Here is a 13,441-nt window from a genome sequence, read left to right on the forward strand (position 1 = left end):
GCAACGCCCTGACAGGAAGGCTCATGAATAAGGCGGGTCAGCTGGCGTGTCTCAGAACAATCGGGTGCAGGGTCCGCGACCCTGCCCGCCGGAGGCCCTTCTTTCTCTTCAACGCCAACGCTGCGCCAAGGACAGCCAAGCCCCGTGTCAAGCACGGGGCGACGGGGAGATGTGTCGGTTGGTGGCGCGGTAACGCTGCGCGCACGGCTTGCACGCCGCTGCCAATGTGCAGCATGGTCTCCACGCCATCGCCAATAGGGAACATAGTGCCGTGTGGCGCATCGGCGGCGACGGGGACGCCTTGCCAGTCTTGTCCGCCGACATGCCGGGCGTGATCGTGCCGTGGACGGGCGTGGCCGAGATGCCCGGCTGTTCAGCGCGGCGGGCTGATGGCGCTGGGCAGGTCGCGGCCCCATTTGGCGAAGGCGGCTTTCACGTCCGGGCGGGCTTTCAGGGTGCGCAGGGCGGCCTTGGTGGCGCGGTCGGGGGCGTTGGGGCGGTCGGTGATGAGGAAGGGTTGCAGTTCGAACAGCACATCGTCGCGGCTGTCTTCGCTTTCCAGGCGTTTGATCAGCAGGGCGGCGGCGGCGTCCAGCTTGCCGATGCAGGCCAGGGCGGCCTGGAGGGCGCGGTTGTTGCCGTCGCTGGTCCAGCCGGTGGGCAGGCTGGCGGCGGCGGTGGTGGCTTCGGCCATGCGGCCGGCGCGGGCCAGGGCGCAGACGCGGATGCTGGCAAGGGCGTGGACGCCAAACGGGTTCAGCCCCTTGCTGTCGATGGCGGCGACGCGTTTCAGCGCCTCGTCATGGCGGCCGGCTTCTTCGGCCATGTCGGCGGCGATGATGCGGAAGGCGGCGACATTGGGGTGGGTTTCGGCTGGCAGCGCGGCGGCGGCGTCGAGGCTTTTCAGCGCCTCGTCGGCGCGGCCGGCATCGGCGAGCAGATTGGCCTTGAGGCTGACCGCCCACAATTCCCGATCGGTCATGCGGGCCAGGGCTTCGGGGGTGGCGCCGATGTCGGCGATGCGGGCCAGGGCTTCGGGTTCCTTGCTGGCGATGTTGAGCGCTTCGGCGACCCCGGCGCGGGCGATGATGGAATCCGGCGCCCGGGCCAGGATTTTTTCGGCGGCGGCGATGAACATGGCGTCGGCCAGATCGGCGCCGGGGCCCAGCCGCGCCTCCAGCGCCGGCCAGAGGCTCTGGAAGCGCCGGTCGATGGCGAGCCGGACGATCGACACCGGGTTGACCAGCGCCGCGATGATCGGCTGCGCCTCGTCCAGCCGGCCGCGTTTGGCCAGGCCGGCGATCACCGCCAGCCGCAGGGCATCGCCATCGCCCACCGTTTGATCGGCCGGGGCATAGGCGGCGGTGACAAGGGTGAGCGCCAGATCGAACTTGCGGTCATCCTCCCTGGTGTCGGCCAGCACGGCGCTGACGAGATCGGTGGGCAGATCGGCCAGCCATTTGGGATCGGTGGCGGCGATCAGCTGCAGCGCCTGGCCGGCGGCGGGGATATCCTCGGTCAGGGCGCGCAGCACGAACAGCTGCCGCATCAGCAAGGGCGTGGGTGTCATTGCCGCGTCCACCGCGAATTCGATGGCGGTGCGCGCTTCGGCAAATTTGCCGGCCCGGGCCAGGGCAAAGCTGCGCAGGCCTTCGACCTGGCCCTTGTCGGCCGGCAGATCGGATGTGGCGAGCAGGGCATCAAGCAGGCTCAGCCCTTCGGGCAGCTTGCCATCATCCAGCAGGGTGGCGGCACGGGCCAGCTGTTCCTCGCGTGGCGGTGTGGCCGTCGGGCCGGTCGGCGCCGCCGCGATCAGGAGGGCGGCCAGCGGAGCCAGCAAAAAAACCGGTTTGAGCGCGCGCATCATGCCGCCACAGTAACGGCAAACCCGGCTTTGGGGAGAGGGGCATGACGGCACAGGTGGAATTCTTCTTCGATTGTTCGAGCCCCTGGACCTATCTGGGCTTTGAAGCGCTGTCCGCGGCGGCGCGGGAGGATGGGTTTGGCGTGTGTTTCCGGCCCTTTCTGGTGGGCGGCGTGTTCAACACGGTGAACCCCAGCGTGTATGAAATGCGGTCGAAACCGGTGGTGCCCAAGGCACGTTATTTCACCAAGGATCTGCACGACTGGATCAGGCGTTCGGGCCTCGCCATCAAATGGACGCCTAGCATCTTTCCGGTGAACAGCGCCCGGGCGATGCGCGCTTGCCTGGTGGCGGCCGATGCCGGTGTGTGCGAGGCGTTCGCGCGCCGGGTGTTCCAGCTTTACTGGGGCGAGGACCGCGACATTTCGCAGCCCGATGTGCTGGCGCAGGCCTGTGCCGCCGCCGGTCTGGATGCGGCGGCCACGCTGGCCGAAGCCGACAGTCCGGAGCGCAAGGCGCAGTTGCGTGCCAACACCGATGAACTGATCGCGCGCGGCGGCTTTGGCACGCCCACCTTCTATGTGGGCGGCGCCGACATGTATTTCGGGCAGGACCGGATCCTGCTGGTGCGCGAGGCCATGGCGCGACTGCGCTGATTCAGCCGACATGACGCAGCCAGCTTGACTCGGGCCTGCGCGCGGCGGCAATTAGAACAAAGATAGAACATCGCCATATGTGAGTCGTTTGATTGCGTGTTGCCGCCGCCTTTGCCCGTCCGCCGTCCCGGCCAGCCCTGTTGCCGGCCGGGCGCTTGCCTCAGGCCCGTCTCGCCATTGATTCCGGCCGGCTGGATGCGGCGCTGAATGGCGGCCTGGCGCTGGCCGGCTGTCATGAGCTTTATGGCCCGGCGGCCACGGCCTTTGCCCTGATGCTGGTGCTGGCCTCTGCGCGTGCCGGCCCGATTTTGTGGATCAGTGATGGGCGCGGCGAGGATGGCCGGCTCCATGGCGACGGCATATCCGAACTGGGCGGTGATCCGGCGCGGCTGTGGCTGGTGGCAGCCGGCGGCGTGGTGCCGATGCTGCGCGCGGCGGGCGAGGCGCAGGCCTGCCCGGCGCTGGCCGCCGTCGTGCTGGAAAGCCATGGCGAGGCGCGCGCCATCGACCTGACGGTGACCCGCCGGCTGCAGCTGGCGGCGGCCGCGCACGGCGTGTTCACCCTGTTGCTGCGCGGCGGGCCGCCCCGGCCGTCCGCCGCGCTCACCCGCTGGCAGGCCCAGCCGGCGCCCACGCGCCGGCTGGCGGCCGATGCCCCCGGCCCGCCGCGTCTGGCGCTCACCCTCGCACGCCAGCGCGGCGGGCCGGCCGATATCAACCAGTTGCTGGAGTGGAACCGTGACCGACGCCGCTTTGTCGCGGCCGGCCAGAGCGCCGGCCAGCTTGTCCCCATCGGGTTCGCCCCCATCGGGCTTGCCTATGCCCGGGGCCGCCCCGCGCCGCCGCATCCTGGCGCTGGCGTTGCCGCTGCTCCCGGCCGAGCGGCTGACCAGGGCAGCGTCGCGGCCTGATGCCGAAACCCCGCTGCTGCTGGTGGCCAGCGATCGCGGCCGCCAGATCATCCGTGCCGCCAACCAGGCCGCGCTGGCCCAGGGCCTCACCCCCGGCCTGGCGCTGGCCGATGCCCGGGCGGCCGTGCCCGATGTGGCGGTGGCGCCCTTTGATCCGGATGGCGATGCCGCCTGTCTCGATTGGCTGGCGCGCGGCGCCACCCGCTGGTCCCCGCTGGTTCGCCCCTGCCCGCCGCATGGGCTGTTGATCGATATAACGGGCTGCGCCCATCTGTTTGGCGGCGAGGCGAGCCTGGTGGCCGATGCCGTCACCCGGCTGGCGCGGCTGGGTTTCACCGTGCAGCCGGCGCTGGCCGCCACCCCGGCCGCTGCCATGGCCCTGGCGCGTTTTGGCGGCGTGCGGGTGGATGATCTGCCGCTGGCCGCCCTGTCAGAGCTTGAAAGCGTGCAGCAAGCCCTGCGCCGCGCCGGGCTGCGCCGCGTGGGCGAGGTGGCGCGGCTGCCCCGTTCCGCCATCGCGTCGCGCTTTGGCGAAGCGCTGGTGGCGGCGCTGGACCAGTTGCTGCAGGCGACACCCGAGCCGTTGAATCCACTGCTGCCCGCTGCCCCCGTGGCGGCGCAGCGGCGCTTCGCCCAACCGGTCGCCAGCCACGAGGCGGTGCGCGCCGGCTTGCAGAAACTGCTGCTGGCGGTGCAGGTGAAGCTGACGGCGCTGGGCCAGGGCGGCCGGCGCTTTGCCCTCGCGCTTTATCGCGCCGATGGCCATGTCGCCGAGGTCGCGGTGGAGACGGCGGCGCCGCAACGCGATGTGGCCGTGCTGCTGCGCCTGTTCGATGAACGCATCGCCGCGTTGAACGATCCGCTCGATCCCGGCTTTGGTTATGATCTGATGCGCCTGGCCGTGCCCGACACCGCGCCGCTGGCCGAGGCGCAGCTGGGCCTGGATGGCGGCGCGCTGGCCGAAACCCAGCTGACCGCCCTGGTCGATCGCTTGAGCGCCCGGCTGGGCCGTGGCCGCTTGCAGCGGCTGGCCCGTGCCGACAGCCATATCCCCGAACAGGCGAGTTTCCTGGCCGCGCTGGGTGAGCCCGCCGCGGATTGGCCCCGGCCCGATCCGGGCGAGCCGCCGGCCCGGCCGATCCGCCTGTTTGATCCGCCGCAGCCGATCGAAGTGCTGGCCGAAGTGCCGGATGGCCCGCCGCGCCGGTTCCGCTGGCGCGCACGGGTGCATGATGTGACGGCGCATGAAGGCCCCGAACGCATCGCGGCCCAATGGTGGCGGCGCAAGGATGGCGCCGGCCTCACCCGCGATTACTGGCGGGTGGAGGATGGGGAGGGCCGCCGATACTGGCTGTTCCGCCATGGCCTGTATGAGCGGGAAACCGCCGCGCCGCGCTGGTATATCCACGGCCTGTTCGCATGACGCCGGAGGGGTTTGCCGAACTGGCCGCCGCCACGCATTTTTCCTTTCTGGAGGGCGCATCGAGCCCGGCGGCGATGGTGGAAGCCGCGGTGGCCCTGGGCCATGCCGGCATCGGCATCGCCGATCGCAACACGGTGGCCGGCGTGGTGCGGGCCCATGTGGCGCTGCGCGAGATTGGGGAGGCGGCGAAGGAGGCGGGCCGCGCGCCGCCGCCGTTCAAGCTGGCGGTGGGGGCGCGGCTGGTGTTTGCCGATGGCAGCCCCGCCAATCAAACCCCGCCCGCCAATCAAACCCCGGATGTGATCGCCTATCCCGCCACGCGCGCCGGTTGGGGCCGGCTGACCCGGCTGCTCACCATTGGCAACCGGCGGGCGGAGAAGGGGGATTGCATCCTGCATCTCGATGATCTGATCGCGCATGCCGATGGCCTGCTGCTGATTGCGCTGCCGCCCGGTCCCGGCCAGCGCAGCCGCCTGGCCGAGCTGGCGCGCGCCTGCCCGGAGCGGCTGTGGCAGGGCGTGACCATGTGGGGCAGCGGCAGCGACCGCCGGCGGCTGGCGGCGCTGGCCGGGGTGGCCGGTGGCCTGGGCGTGCCGCTGCTGGCGCTGAACGCCCCGCTCTATGCCACACCAGCCCAGCGGCCGCTGCACGATGTGATCAGCTGCATCCGCGCGGGCGTCACCCTGGCCCAGGCCGGCACCCGCCTTCATGCCAATGCCGAACGCCACCTGAAATCGGCGGCGGCCATGGCGCGGTTGTTCCGCGATCATCCGGCCGCGCTGCTGGAGCCGGCGCGGCTGCTGGCGCGGGTGGATTTCAACCTGGATCAGCTGCGCTATGACTATCCCGATGAACCGGTGCCGCCCGGTTATTCCCCGCAAGGCTGGCTGGAAACGCTGACACTGCAAAAGGCGCGGGAAAAATGGCCCGATGGCGTGCCGCCGAAACTGATGGCGCTGCTGGCCGACGAGTTCCGCATCATCGCCAAAGCCGGTTACGCCCCCTATTTCCTGACCGTGCATGATATCGTGGCGTTCGCGCAATCGCGCGGCATCCTGTGCCAGGGCCGCGGCAGCGCCGCCAACAGCGCGGTGTGCTTCGTGCTGGGCATCACCGCCGTTGATCCGTCCCGGCACAATCTCCTCTTTTCCCGTTTCATTTCCGAAGAGCGCAAGGAGCCGCCCGACATCGATGTCGATTTCGAGCATGAGCGGCGCGAGGAGGTGATGCAGTGGATTTACCAGCGTTATGGCCGCGAACGCGCCGGCATCGCCGCCACCGTGATCCATTATCGCCCGCGCAGCGCCGTGCGCGAGGTGGGCAAGGTGCTGGGCATGAGCGAGGATCTGACCAATCGCCTGTCGAGCACCGTGTGGGGCAGTTATGCCAGCCAGATGGAGCGCGAGCGCTTTGCCGAAAGCGGGCTGGACCCCGACAGCCCGGAGATTGCCCGGCTGGGCAAATTGGTCGGCGAGATATTGGGAAGCCCGCGCCATCTTTCGCAGCATGTCGGCGGATTCGTGCTCACGCAGACGCGGCTGGACGAACTGGTGCCGATCCACAACGCTGCCATGGCCGATCGCACCTTCATCGAGTGGGACAAGGACGATATCGACGCGCTGGGCCTGATGAAGGTGGATGTGCTGGCGCTGGGCATGCTCAGCTGCATCCGCCGCGCCTTTGAATTCATCGAAACGCACATCGGCCGCCAATACACGCTCGACAATGTGCCCGGCGAAGCGGTCGACGTGTATCGCATGCTGCAGCGGGGGGACAGTATCGGCGTGTTCCAGGTGGAAAGCCGGGCGCAGATGAACATGCTGCCGCGCCTGAAGCCCGCCGAATTTTATGATCTGGTCATCCAGGTCGCCATCGTGCGGCCCGGCCCGATCCAGGGCGACATGGTGCACCCCTATCTCAGGCGCCGGCAGGGGCGCGAGGCGGTGAGCTTCCCCAGCCCCAAGCCGCCGCATGATCCCGATGAGCTTCGCCATGTGCTGGGCAAGACGCTGGGCGTGCCGCTGTTCCAGGAGCAGGCGATGAAGCTGGCGATCACGGCGGCGAATTTCACCCCGTCCGAAGCCAATCGCCTGCGCCGGGCGATGGCGACCTTTCGCAGCAATGGCGGCATGGAATATTTCGAGGGCAAGCTGGTCGATGGCATGGTGGCGCGCGGCTATGATGCCGATTTCGCGCTGCGTTGCTTCAACCAGATCAAGGGCTTTGGCAGCTATGGCTTTCCCGAAAGCCACGCGATTGCCTTTGCCCGGCTGGTGTGGGTGTCGGCCTATCTGAAATGCCGATATCCGGCGGTGTTCGCCGCCGCGCTGCTGAATGCCCAGCCGATGGGCTTTTACGCCCCGGCCCAGATCGTCCGCGATGCGCGCGAACATGGCGTGACGGTGTTGCCGGTGGATGTGAATTTCAGCGGCTGGGATTGTTCGCTGGAAGACCTCTCACCCGTCAACCCTTCCCGCAAACTCAAACCCGCTCATGCCGAGCTTGTCGAGGCACGCACCACAGCCGGNTCCGTGCCTCGACAAGCTCGGCATGAGCGGCTTGGGGGCGGGAGGCAAAGATACTGGCCGCCACGACTCCCCCCTCGCCCTGCGCCTTGGCCTGCGCCAGATCACCGGTTTCCGCGAAGACTGGGCACAGGCCATTGCCGCCGCCCGGCCGTTTCGCACGCTGGAGGATCTCGCCCGCGCCGGCCTGCCGCCACGCGCGCTGAAACTGCTCGCCGATGCCGATGCCTGTGCCTCGCTGGGGATGGGGCGGCGCGCAGCCGGCTGGCAGGCGCTGCGCACCCCCACCGACAGCCTGCCGCTGTTCGCAGCCGCCGCCGCCAGCGATCTGGGTGATGAGGACGCGCATGACCTGCCGCTGATGGCGCCGGGCGAGGAGGTGGCCGCCGATTACCTGGTGCTGCGCCTGTCCCTGCGCGCGCATCCGCTGGCGCTGCTGCGCCGCTATTTCCCCGGCGTGCTCAGCGCCGCGCAGTTCGCCGCCGCCCGCAACGGCCGCCGCGTGACCGTGGCCGGCGTCGTGCTGGTGCGGCAGCGGCCGGGCGGCGGCAATGCCATCTTCATCACGCTGGAGGATGAAAGCGGCGTGGTGAACGTGGTGGTGTGGGCGCGCCTGTTCGAAACCTTCCGTCGCGCCATCATGGCCAGCCGGCTGATGCAGGTGGAAGGCGAGGTGCAAAGGAGCCCCGAAGGCGTGATGCACCTGATGGCCACCCGCATCACCGACATGACCGCGATCCTTGACCGCCTGTCCGACGCGCACGACGCCAACCCGCCGCTTGCACGCGCCAGCGAGGATCTGGTGCACGGGCCGGCCGGACGCAAGCCGCCGCCGCCGGCGGCCGCGGTATCACGGGGCCGCCACCCCCGCGATGTGCGGCTGCTGCCGCGCAGCCGGGATTTTCACTGAGGCGGCGGATCGGGCGGGGCGATCGCCATCATGTCCACCAGCGCCGGGCCGATGCTGCCGGCCACCAGCGCGCTGCGGCCCAGCGCATCCGACAGCAGATGCGCCGGCACCATCACCAGCAACAGCAGCCAGCTGGCCGGATGCACGCGGCCATGGCGGCGGCGATCATGCAGGGCCAGCGCCACCAGCACCGCATCGCCGATCAGCGCGCTGCCAACGTCGCTCCAGAACGGCACGCGCGGCAGCGCGATGAACAGCCGGCTGGCCGCCGCCACGAACAGCGCCACCGCCGCGCCCAGCATGAAGCGCCGGTGCCACTCCAGGTGCCGGCTGGCGGTGAGCAGCGCCAGGCTGCTCATCACCGCGAACAGGCCGAGATCGACCATGTTGTAGCCGGAAAACAGGAAAGGCTCAGGCGCGCCGGCCGCAATGCGCCGCATCGCCGCCGCCGGGATCATCGGCACCCCGGTGAACAGCACCGCCCCCGTGAGCCAGGCCCCGGCAATCCCCCATTCGCGGTGGCGCGCCACCTTGCGCTGCGCCGCCAGCTGCACCTGCCAAGCATAAAGCAACAGCCAGGCAAAGCAGAGCAGGCCATGGATGTGGAGCAGGCCATAGAAGCGCCGGCTGCCATCTGCCATCGGCCCGAAATAGGTGAAGGGGAAGCTGACCAGCGCCAGCGCCACCATGGCCCAGCCAGAAACAAGAAAGAAACGGCTGCGGTGTGCGGCTTGGGCGGTCATGGGCCTGAAATGGCAGCAAAGCCCCTCCATTGCCAGCCCGCCCGCAACCGGCCAAGCTGCAGCCCATGACCATGGATCAGCTTTTCACCACCGCCGCCCGCATCGGCGAACAATTGAAGGCCCGCCGCGAAACCGTGGCCGTGGCGGAATCCGCGGCCGGCGGGCTGATCTCGGCCGCGCTGCTCGGCCTGCGCCGCGAAGACGTGCGCGGCTTCATGTCCGCCACCGAGCCCTTCGCCCTCCTGATGGCCGAAACCATCCGCAAGCAGCACAGCGTGACCTGGGGCATCGGCGAAACAGGCGCGGCCGGGCCGAACGGCAACCCCTATGGCCACGCCGCCGGGCACGACGTGGTGGCGGTGAGCGGTCCTGTGCAGGCGGCCCGCACCATCGCGACGGAATCGAGCGACCGGCAGGCGAACATGGTGGCGTTTGCGGCGGCAGCGCTGGAGCTGTTGGAACAGCAGTTGGGATAGAGAAAGAGGCCTCCGGCGGGCAGGGTCGCAGACCCTGCACCCGGTTGTTTTCGGGTGCGCGGGTTGCGGGTGAGTCCACTTGCCCCCGGTTGCCGGCGGATCAATCATCGCCCTTCAGCATGTCATTGCAGACCCTGATTTTGACGCCAACGGCAGTTGGTGCAATCCTGGCGACTCACACAAGTCGAATTCGCAACCAGTGTTGGATACAGAAAGCCGATGAAAATAATTGAGCTGGATGCAAGTCGATGGTCGACGGCGCTCGATTTCCATGATGCCCTTCTTGCCGGTTTGGGGGCTCCAGATTGGCATGGTGTGAGCGTCGACGCATTTATTGACTCGATAATTTACGGCAACATCAATTCAATTGAGCCCCCCTACAAGATCGCGGTTACGGGACTCGACAAAGCCAGCAATGCGGCTTTTGATACACTGGCTGTTACATTCGCTTACCTCGCGAAGGCGGGGGCTGACGCCTATTTCCAAGGAAATCACGCCTGGCTTGAGGTCAGGCATATCCGTGAACCGGACCTGTGTATCTTTTGAAAGGCCTGTTTTGCCAGAATAGAGCCAAATGGCAGATCAACCGCAATACGCCCCAGATCAGCGGTTGAGCGCCGTCCGAAAACAAACGGGTGCAGGGTCCGCGACCCTGCCCGCCGGAGGCCTGTTCTTCTCTCTTCTCAATCCCCCAACGTCACCGCGCCATCCGGACCCGGCAGCATGAAGGGGTTGTAGGCCACTTCCCACGGGTGGCCGTCGGGGTCGCAGAAATAGCCGGAGTAGCCGCCCCAGAAGGCGTCGTGGGCGGGTTTTTGCAAGGTTCCGCCGTTGGCGACGGCGCGGGCGAGGAGTTCGTCGACTTCGGCCTTGCTGCCGACATTGTGGGCGAGGGTGAAGCCGCCGAAGCCGGGCCCGCGGTCTTGCATGCCGCAGTCTTCGGCGAGTTTGTCGAACGGGTAGATGGCGAAGGCAAGGCCGCCGCACTGGAACATGGCGATGGCGTCGAACTTGCGGGCCTTGCGCGGCCAGCCCATGGCTTCCCAGAAGGCGACGGCGCGGGGGAGATCGTCGGTTCCGAGGGTGACGATGCTGATGCGTTGGTCCATGATGGGCTCCTGTTGATGGGGATGAGAGTGGCATGGCGGCGGGAACAATGAAACGCATCGTGTTGGCGCGGCACATCGTGGGGGTGCCGACGCCCGCTGACTTCCGGTTGGAGGAGCTGCCGATTCCGGACCTGGCCGAGGGGCAGCTGCTGATCGCCAACCGCTTCATCAGCTGTGATCCGGGCACGCGGTCGCGGCTGTCGCCCGGCGCCTCCTATGCGCCGCCGTTGCAGCCGGGGCAGTTGGTGGATGGCTTTGCGGTTGGGGAGGTGGTGGAGAGCCGGCACCCGCGCTTTGCCGCCGGGGAACTGGTGATGGGTACGGGTTGGGCCACCCACATGGTGTCGAACGGGCGCGGCTATCTGGCCAAGGTGCCGGATCTGGGCGTGCCGCTGAGCCTTTGGAACGGCATTTTGGGTGTGCCGGGGATGACGGCCTGGTTTGGCCTGAAGCGGGTGGCCAACCTGCAGGCGGGGGAGCGCGTGCTGGTGACGAGCGCGGCCGGGCCGGTGGGGGCAACGGCTGGGCAATTGGCGAAGCTATGGGGCGCGTCCAACGTGGTGGGCATTGCCGGCGGCGCGGAAAAGTGCCGCTGGCTGGTGGAGGACTGCGGGTTCGATGCGGCGCTGGATTACAAGGCGCCGGATTTCGACGCGCAGTTTGCCGAGGCCAGCAAGGATGGCTGGGATGTGCTGTTCGACAATGTCGGCAACGCCAGTGTCGATCGCGCGCTGCCGGTGATGCGCATGCAGGGCCGGATCGTGATTTCGGGACAGGTGGCGGATTATAACCTGACACCGCAAGAGGCGCCCGGCATCCACAACACCCGCGAATTCATCGGCAAGCGGCTGCGCATGGAAGGGCTGGTGGTGTTTGATGATCTGCCGGCCTTCCCGGCGGCGCAGGCCGAGCTGGCCGGGCTGATCAAGGCGGGCCAGGTGAAATATCGCGAGGAGATTTTTGATGGCATCGAACAGTTGCCGGCCGCCTTTTCCGGCCTGTTCAGCGGGGCCAGTTTTGGCCGCCGCCTGATCCGCGTGTGAGCCCGGCGGCGATGCGGCCACTGGCCATCGCCCGCCCAAGGGCGTAAGAAGGCAGGGCATTTCAATCGACGCCAAGGATATTCGCTATGGGTTCGCTCAGCCTCATGCACTGGCTGCTGGTCATCCTGGTCATCATGCTGTTGTTTGGCCGGGGCCGGATTTCCGATCTGATGGGTGATTTTGCCAAGGGGATCAACAGCTTCAAGAAGGGGCTGAACGAAGGCGAAACCCCGCCGGCCCCGCCGCCGCAGGTCACGGCCGCGCCGCAGAACCAGGCCAATCCGGTCACCGAAGACACCCGCCGCTGATCCGGCACCACGGGCCGCCCCCGGCCCCAGGGTCTCGACATGTTTGGCATTGATTCTTCCGAACTGGCGGTGATCGCGCTGGTGGCCCTGCTGGTCATCGGGCCGAAGGATCTGCCCAAGGCGCTGCGCTGGGTCGGCCAATATGTCGGCAAGGCCCGCGCCATGAGCCGGCATCTGCGCACCGGGTTCGACGCGATGATGCGCGAGGCCGAACTGGAAGAGATGCAGAAGATCTGGGCCGCCCAGAACGAAGCCATCATGAAGGCCAGCGCGCTGCCGGATGGCAGCCTGCCCGATTTTGCCGGCCCGGTGCCGGCCGCCGATCCCTGGGCCGAGCCCGCGCCGGTGGCCGAGCTGCCAGCGCCTGAACCGGCGCCAGCGCCGGAGCCTGCCCCGGCACCCAAGGCGCGCAAGCCGCGGGCGAAGAAGGCCGCCACTCCTGCCGCCACTGCCGAGAGCGAGGGAGAGGCGGCATGAACGCCGAAGCCGATCGCGCCGATATCGATGCCAGCAAGGCGCCGCTGCTTGATCATCTGATCGAGCTGCGGACCCGGCTGCTGCGCTGTGTCGTCTATTTCGTCATCGCCTTTGGCATCGCCTTTTCCCAGGCCGGCCCGATCTTTGATTTCCTGGTGCAGCCGCTGGTCGATGCCTCCGGCAATGGCGCGCGGCTGATCTACACCAAGCTGTACGAGGCGTTTTTCACCGAAATCCGCGTCGCGGCCTTTGCCGGGTTCTGCATGGCCTTCCCGTTCATCGCCAACGAGCTGTGGCGCTTTGTGGCGCCCGGCCTCTACAAGCGCGAGCAGAAGGCGCTGCTGCCGTTCCTGCTGGCGACGCCGGTGCTGTTCACCGCCGGTGCTTCGCTGGCCTATTATGGCGTGATGCCGGCGGCCTTCCGCTTCTTCCTCGCCTTCCAGTCCATGGGCGGCGATGGCGTCACGCGGGAGGCGCTGCCGGCGATGGGCGAGTATCTTGATCTCGTCACCAGCCTGATCCTGGCCTTTGGCGTCGCCTTCCTGCTGCCGGTGCTGCTGATGCTGCTGGAACGGGCCGGCATCATCACCCGCGCCAATCTCATCGCCGGCCGCCGCTATGCCATTGTCGCGGCCTTCATCGTCGCCGCCGTGCTCACCCCGCCCGATCTGTGGAGCCAGGTCGCCTTGGCCGTGCCGCTGGTGCTGCTGTATGAATTGTCGATCATCGGCATCTGGCTGACCGAGAAGCGCCGGGCCAAGGCCGATGCAGCGGCAACCGTGGCCGCCGATTAATCCTTGGCCGCGCCAGCCGATTTGTCGATGGCCTGGCCGACGCTCTTGATGTCACGGCCGGCGCCCTGGATGGTGTTGCAGGCGGTCAACAGGGCCAGCGCCGCCAGCAGGCCGATACGCACTTGGGCCTTCATCGCATACTCCCGGTGAACAGACCGGGCCTGCATGCCGCCGCGCGGCTTGCTGGCCGGTGAATGGGCTG

Annotated in this window: 13 protein-coding genes and 1 pseudogene; 10 read left to right on the plus strand and 4 right to left on the minus strand. The window is 68.1% G+C overall.

Annotated features, from left to right (window positions below):
- Nucleotides 1-373: 373 nt before the first annotated feature.
- Nucleotides 374-1,867 carry a tetratricopeptide repeat protein gene (locus CHU93_RS05735; protein ID WP_094473170.1) on the minus strand — a complete coding sequence of 498 codons (1,494 nt, stop codon included), beginning with the start codon at nucleotides 1,865-1,867 and terminating at the stop codon, nucleotides 374-376.
- 41 nt (nucleotides 1,868-1,908) lie between these two features.
- On the opposite strand from CHU93_RS05735, the gene CHU93_RS05740 reads away from it, so the two are divergent.
- The 4 genes and pseudogenes from CHU93_RS05740 to CHU93_RS05755 all read left to right on the plus strand — a co-directional run bounded on the left by CHU93_RS05740 (nucleotide 1,909) and on the right by CHU93_RS05755 (nucleotide 8,289).
- Entirely contained in the window at nucleotides 1,909-2,520 is a 612-nt protein-coding gene (locus tag CHU93_RS05740; protein ID WP_094473171.1) for a 2-hydroxychromene-2-carboxylate isomerase, read from the plus strand.
- Between the two features lie 155 nt (nucleotides 2,521-2,675).
- Nucleotides 2,676-3,431 carry a hypothetical protein gene (locus CHU93_RS05745; RefSeq protein ID WP_165768618.1) on the plus strand — a complete coding sequence of 252 codons (756 nt, stop codon included), beginning with the start codon at nucleotides 2,676-2,678 and terminating at the stop codon, nucleotides 3,429-3,431.
- On the plus strand, nucleotides 3,340-4,854 hold the full coding sequence (locus tag CHU93_RS05750) for a Y-family DNA polymerase (RefSeq protein ID WP_165768619.1): 1,515 nt from the start codon (nucleotides 3,340-3,342) through the stop codon (nucleotides 4,852-4,854). Before CHU93_RS05745 ends, CHU93_RS05750 begins: the two co-directional genes overlap by 92 nt.
- Nucleotides 4,851-8,289 (plus strand): annotated as a pseudogene (locus tag CHU93_RS05755) (error-prone DNA polymerase). The gene CHU93_RS05750 and the pseudogene CHU93_RS05755 overlap by 4 nt, the downstream one beginning before the upstream one ends.
- Here CHU93_RS05755 and CHU93_RS05765 read toward each other — a convergent pair.
- Nucleotides 8,283-9,032 (minus strand): hypothetical protein, encoded by a 750-nt coding sequence (locus CHU93_RS05765; RefSeq protein ID WP_094473173.1) that lies wholly within the window; start codon nucleotides 9,030-9,032, stop codon nucleotides 8,283-8,285. The pseudogene CHU93_RS05755 and the gene CHU93_RS05765 sit on opposite strands and share 7 nt — an antisense overlap.
- Before the next feature lie 65 nt (nucleotides 9,033-9,097).
- Here CHU93_RS05765 and CHU93_RS05770 point away from each other — a divergent pair, with 65 nt between their 5' ends.
- Together CHU93_RS05770 and CHU93_RS05775 are read left to right on the plus strand one after the other, a co-directional pair.
- Nucleotides 9,098-9,508 (plus strand): CinA family protein, encoded by a 411-nt coding sequence (locus CHU93_RS05770; RefSeq protein WP_094473174.1) that lies wholly within the window; start codon nucleotides 9,098-9,100, stop codon nucleotides 9,506-9,508.
- Nucleotides 9,509-9,727: 219 nt separating this feature from the next.
- The gene (locus CHU93_RS05775) at nucleotides 9,728-10,054 is read left to right on the plus strand and encodes a barstar family protein (protein WP_094473175.1); all 327 of its coding nucleotides are present in this window, start codon (nucleotides 9,728-9,730) and stop codon (nucleotides 10,052-10,054) included.
- 137 nt (nucleotides 10,055-10,191) lie between these two features.
- Here the strand turns inward: CHU93_RS05775 and CHU93_RS05780 are convergent, their stop codons facing one another.
- Nucleotides 10,192-10,617, minus strand: coding sequence for a VOC family protein (locus tag CHU93_RS05780; protein WP_094473176.1), 426 nt, complete (start codon nucleotides 10,615-10,617; stop codon nucleotides 10,192-10,194).
- Nucleotides 10,618-10,664: 47 nt separating this feature from the next.
- On the opposite strand from CHU93_RS05780, the gene CHU93_RS18120 reads away from it, so the two are divergent.
- The 4 genes from CHU93_RS18120 to tatC all read left to right on the plus strand — a co-directional run bounded on the left by CHU93_RS18120 (nucleotide 10,665) and on the right by tatC (nucleotide 13,239).
- A complete protein-coding gene (locus CHU93_RS18120) occupies nucleotides 10,665-11,660 on the plus strand; it encodes an NADP-dependent oxidoreductase (protein WP_094473177.1) in 996 nt (331 codons plus the stop codon).
- 86 nt (nucleotides 11,661-11,746) lie between these two features.
- Nucleotides 11,747-11,968: a twin-arginine translocase TatA/TatE family subunit gene (locus tag CHU93_RS05790; RefSeq protein WP_086115260.1), complete on the plus strand. Its 222-nt coding sequence runs from the start codon at nucleotides 11,747-11,749 to the stop codon at nucleotides 11,966-11,968.
- A gap of 39 nt (nucleotides 11,969-12,007) precedes the next feature.
- On the plus strand, nucleotides 12,008-12,445 hold the full coding sequence (tatB, locus tag CHU93_RS05795; protein ID WP_086115259.1) for a Sec-independent protein translocase protein TatB: 438 nt from the start codon (nucleotides 12,008-12,010) through the stop codon (nucleotides 12,443-12,445).
- Nucleotides 12,442-13,239, plus strand: a complete 798-nt coding sequence (gene tatC, locus CHU93_RS05800) for a twin-arginine translocase subunit TatC (protein WP_094473178.1) — start codon at nucleotides 12,442-12,444, stop codon at nucleotides 13,237-13,239. The genes tatB and tatC overlap by 4 nt, the downstream gene beginning before the upstream one ends.
- Here the strand turns inward: tatC and CHU93_RS05805 are convergent.
- Nucleotides 13,236-13,373 carry an entericidin A/B family lipoprotein gene (locus CHU93_RS05805; protein WP_094473195.1) on the minus strand — a complete coding sequence of 46 codons (138 nt, stop codon included), beginning with the start codon at nucleotides 13,371-13,373 and terminating at the stop codon, nucleotides 13,236-13,238. The two genes, tatC and CHU93_RS05805, sit on opposite strands and share 4 nt — an antisense overlap.
- Nucleotides 13,374-13,441 lie beyond the last annotated feature (68 nt).

The sequence above is a fragment of the Sandarakinorhabdus cyanobacteriorum genome, assembly GCF_002251755.1.
GTDB lineage: Bacteria > Pseudomonadota > Alphaproteobacteria > Sphingomonadales > Sphingomonadaceae > Sandarakinorhabdus > Sandarakinorhabdus cyanobacteriorum.

Bases quoted from the DNA above. Each gene is read 5' to 3' on its own strand.
- CHU93_RS18120 (WP_094473177.1), top strand. From the start codon at position 10,665: ATGAAACGCATCGTGTTGGCGCGGCACATCGTGGGGGTGCCGACGCCC.
- CHU93_RS05750 (WP_165768619.1), top strand. From the start codon at position 3,340: ATGCCCGGGGCCGCCCCGCGCCGCCGCATCCTGGCGCTGGCGTTGCCG.
- tatB (WP_086115259.1), top strand. From the start codon at position 12,008: ATGTTTGGCATTGATTCTTCCGAACTGGCGGTGATCGCGCTGGTGGCC.
- CHU93_RS05740 (WP_094473171.1), top strand. From the start codon at position 1,909: ATGACGGCACAGGTGGAATTCTTCTTCGATTGTTCGAGCCCCTGGACC.
- CHU93_RS05770 (WP_094473174.1), top strand. From the start codon at position 9,098: ATGACCATGGATCAGCTTTTCACCACCGCCGCCCGCATCGGCGAACAA.
- CHU93_RS05780 (WP_094473176.1), bottom strand. From the start codon at position 10,617: ATGGACCAACGCATCAGCATCGTCACCCTCGGAACCGACGATCTCCCC.
- CHU93_RS05790 (WP_086115260.1), top strand. From the start codon at position 11,747: ATGGGTTCGCTCAGCCTCATGCACTGGCTGCTGGTCATCCTGGTCATC.
- CHU93_RS05765 (WP_094473173.1), bottom strand. From the start codon at position 9,032: ATGACCGCCCAAGCCGCACACCGCAGCCGTTTCTTTCTTGTTTCTGGC.
- CHU93_RS05735 (WP_094473170.1), bottom strand. From the start codon at position 1,867: ATGATGCGCGCGCTCAAACCGGTTTTTTTGCTGGCTCCGCTGGCCGCC.
- CHU93_RS05775 (WP_094473175.1), top strand. From the start codon at position 9,728: ATGAAAATAATTGAGCTGGATGCAAGTCGATGGTCGACGGCGCTCGAT.
- CHU93_RS05805 (WP_094473195.1), bottom strand. From the start codon at position 13,373: ATGAAGGCCCAAGTGCGTATCGGCCTGCTGGCGGCGCTGGCCCTGTTG.
- tatC (WP_094473178.1), top strand. From the start codon at position 12,442: ATGAACGCCGAAGCCGATCGCGCCGATATCGATGCCAGCAAGGCGCCG.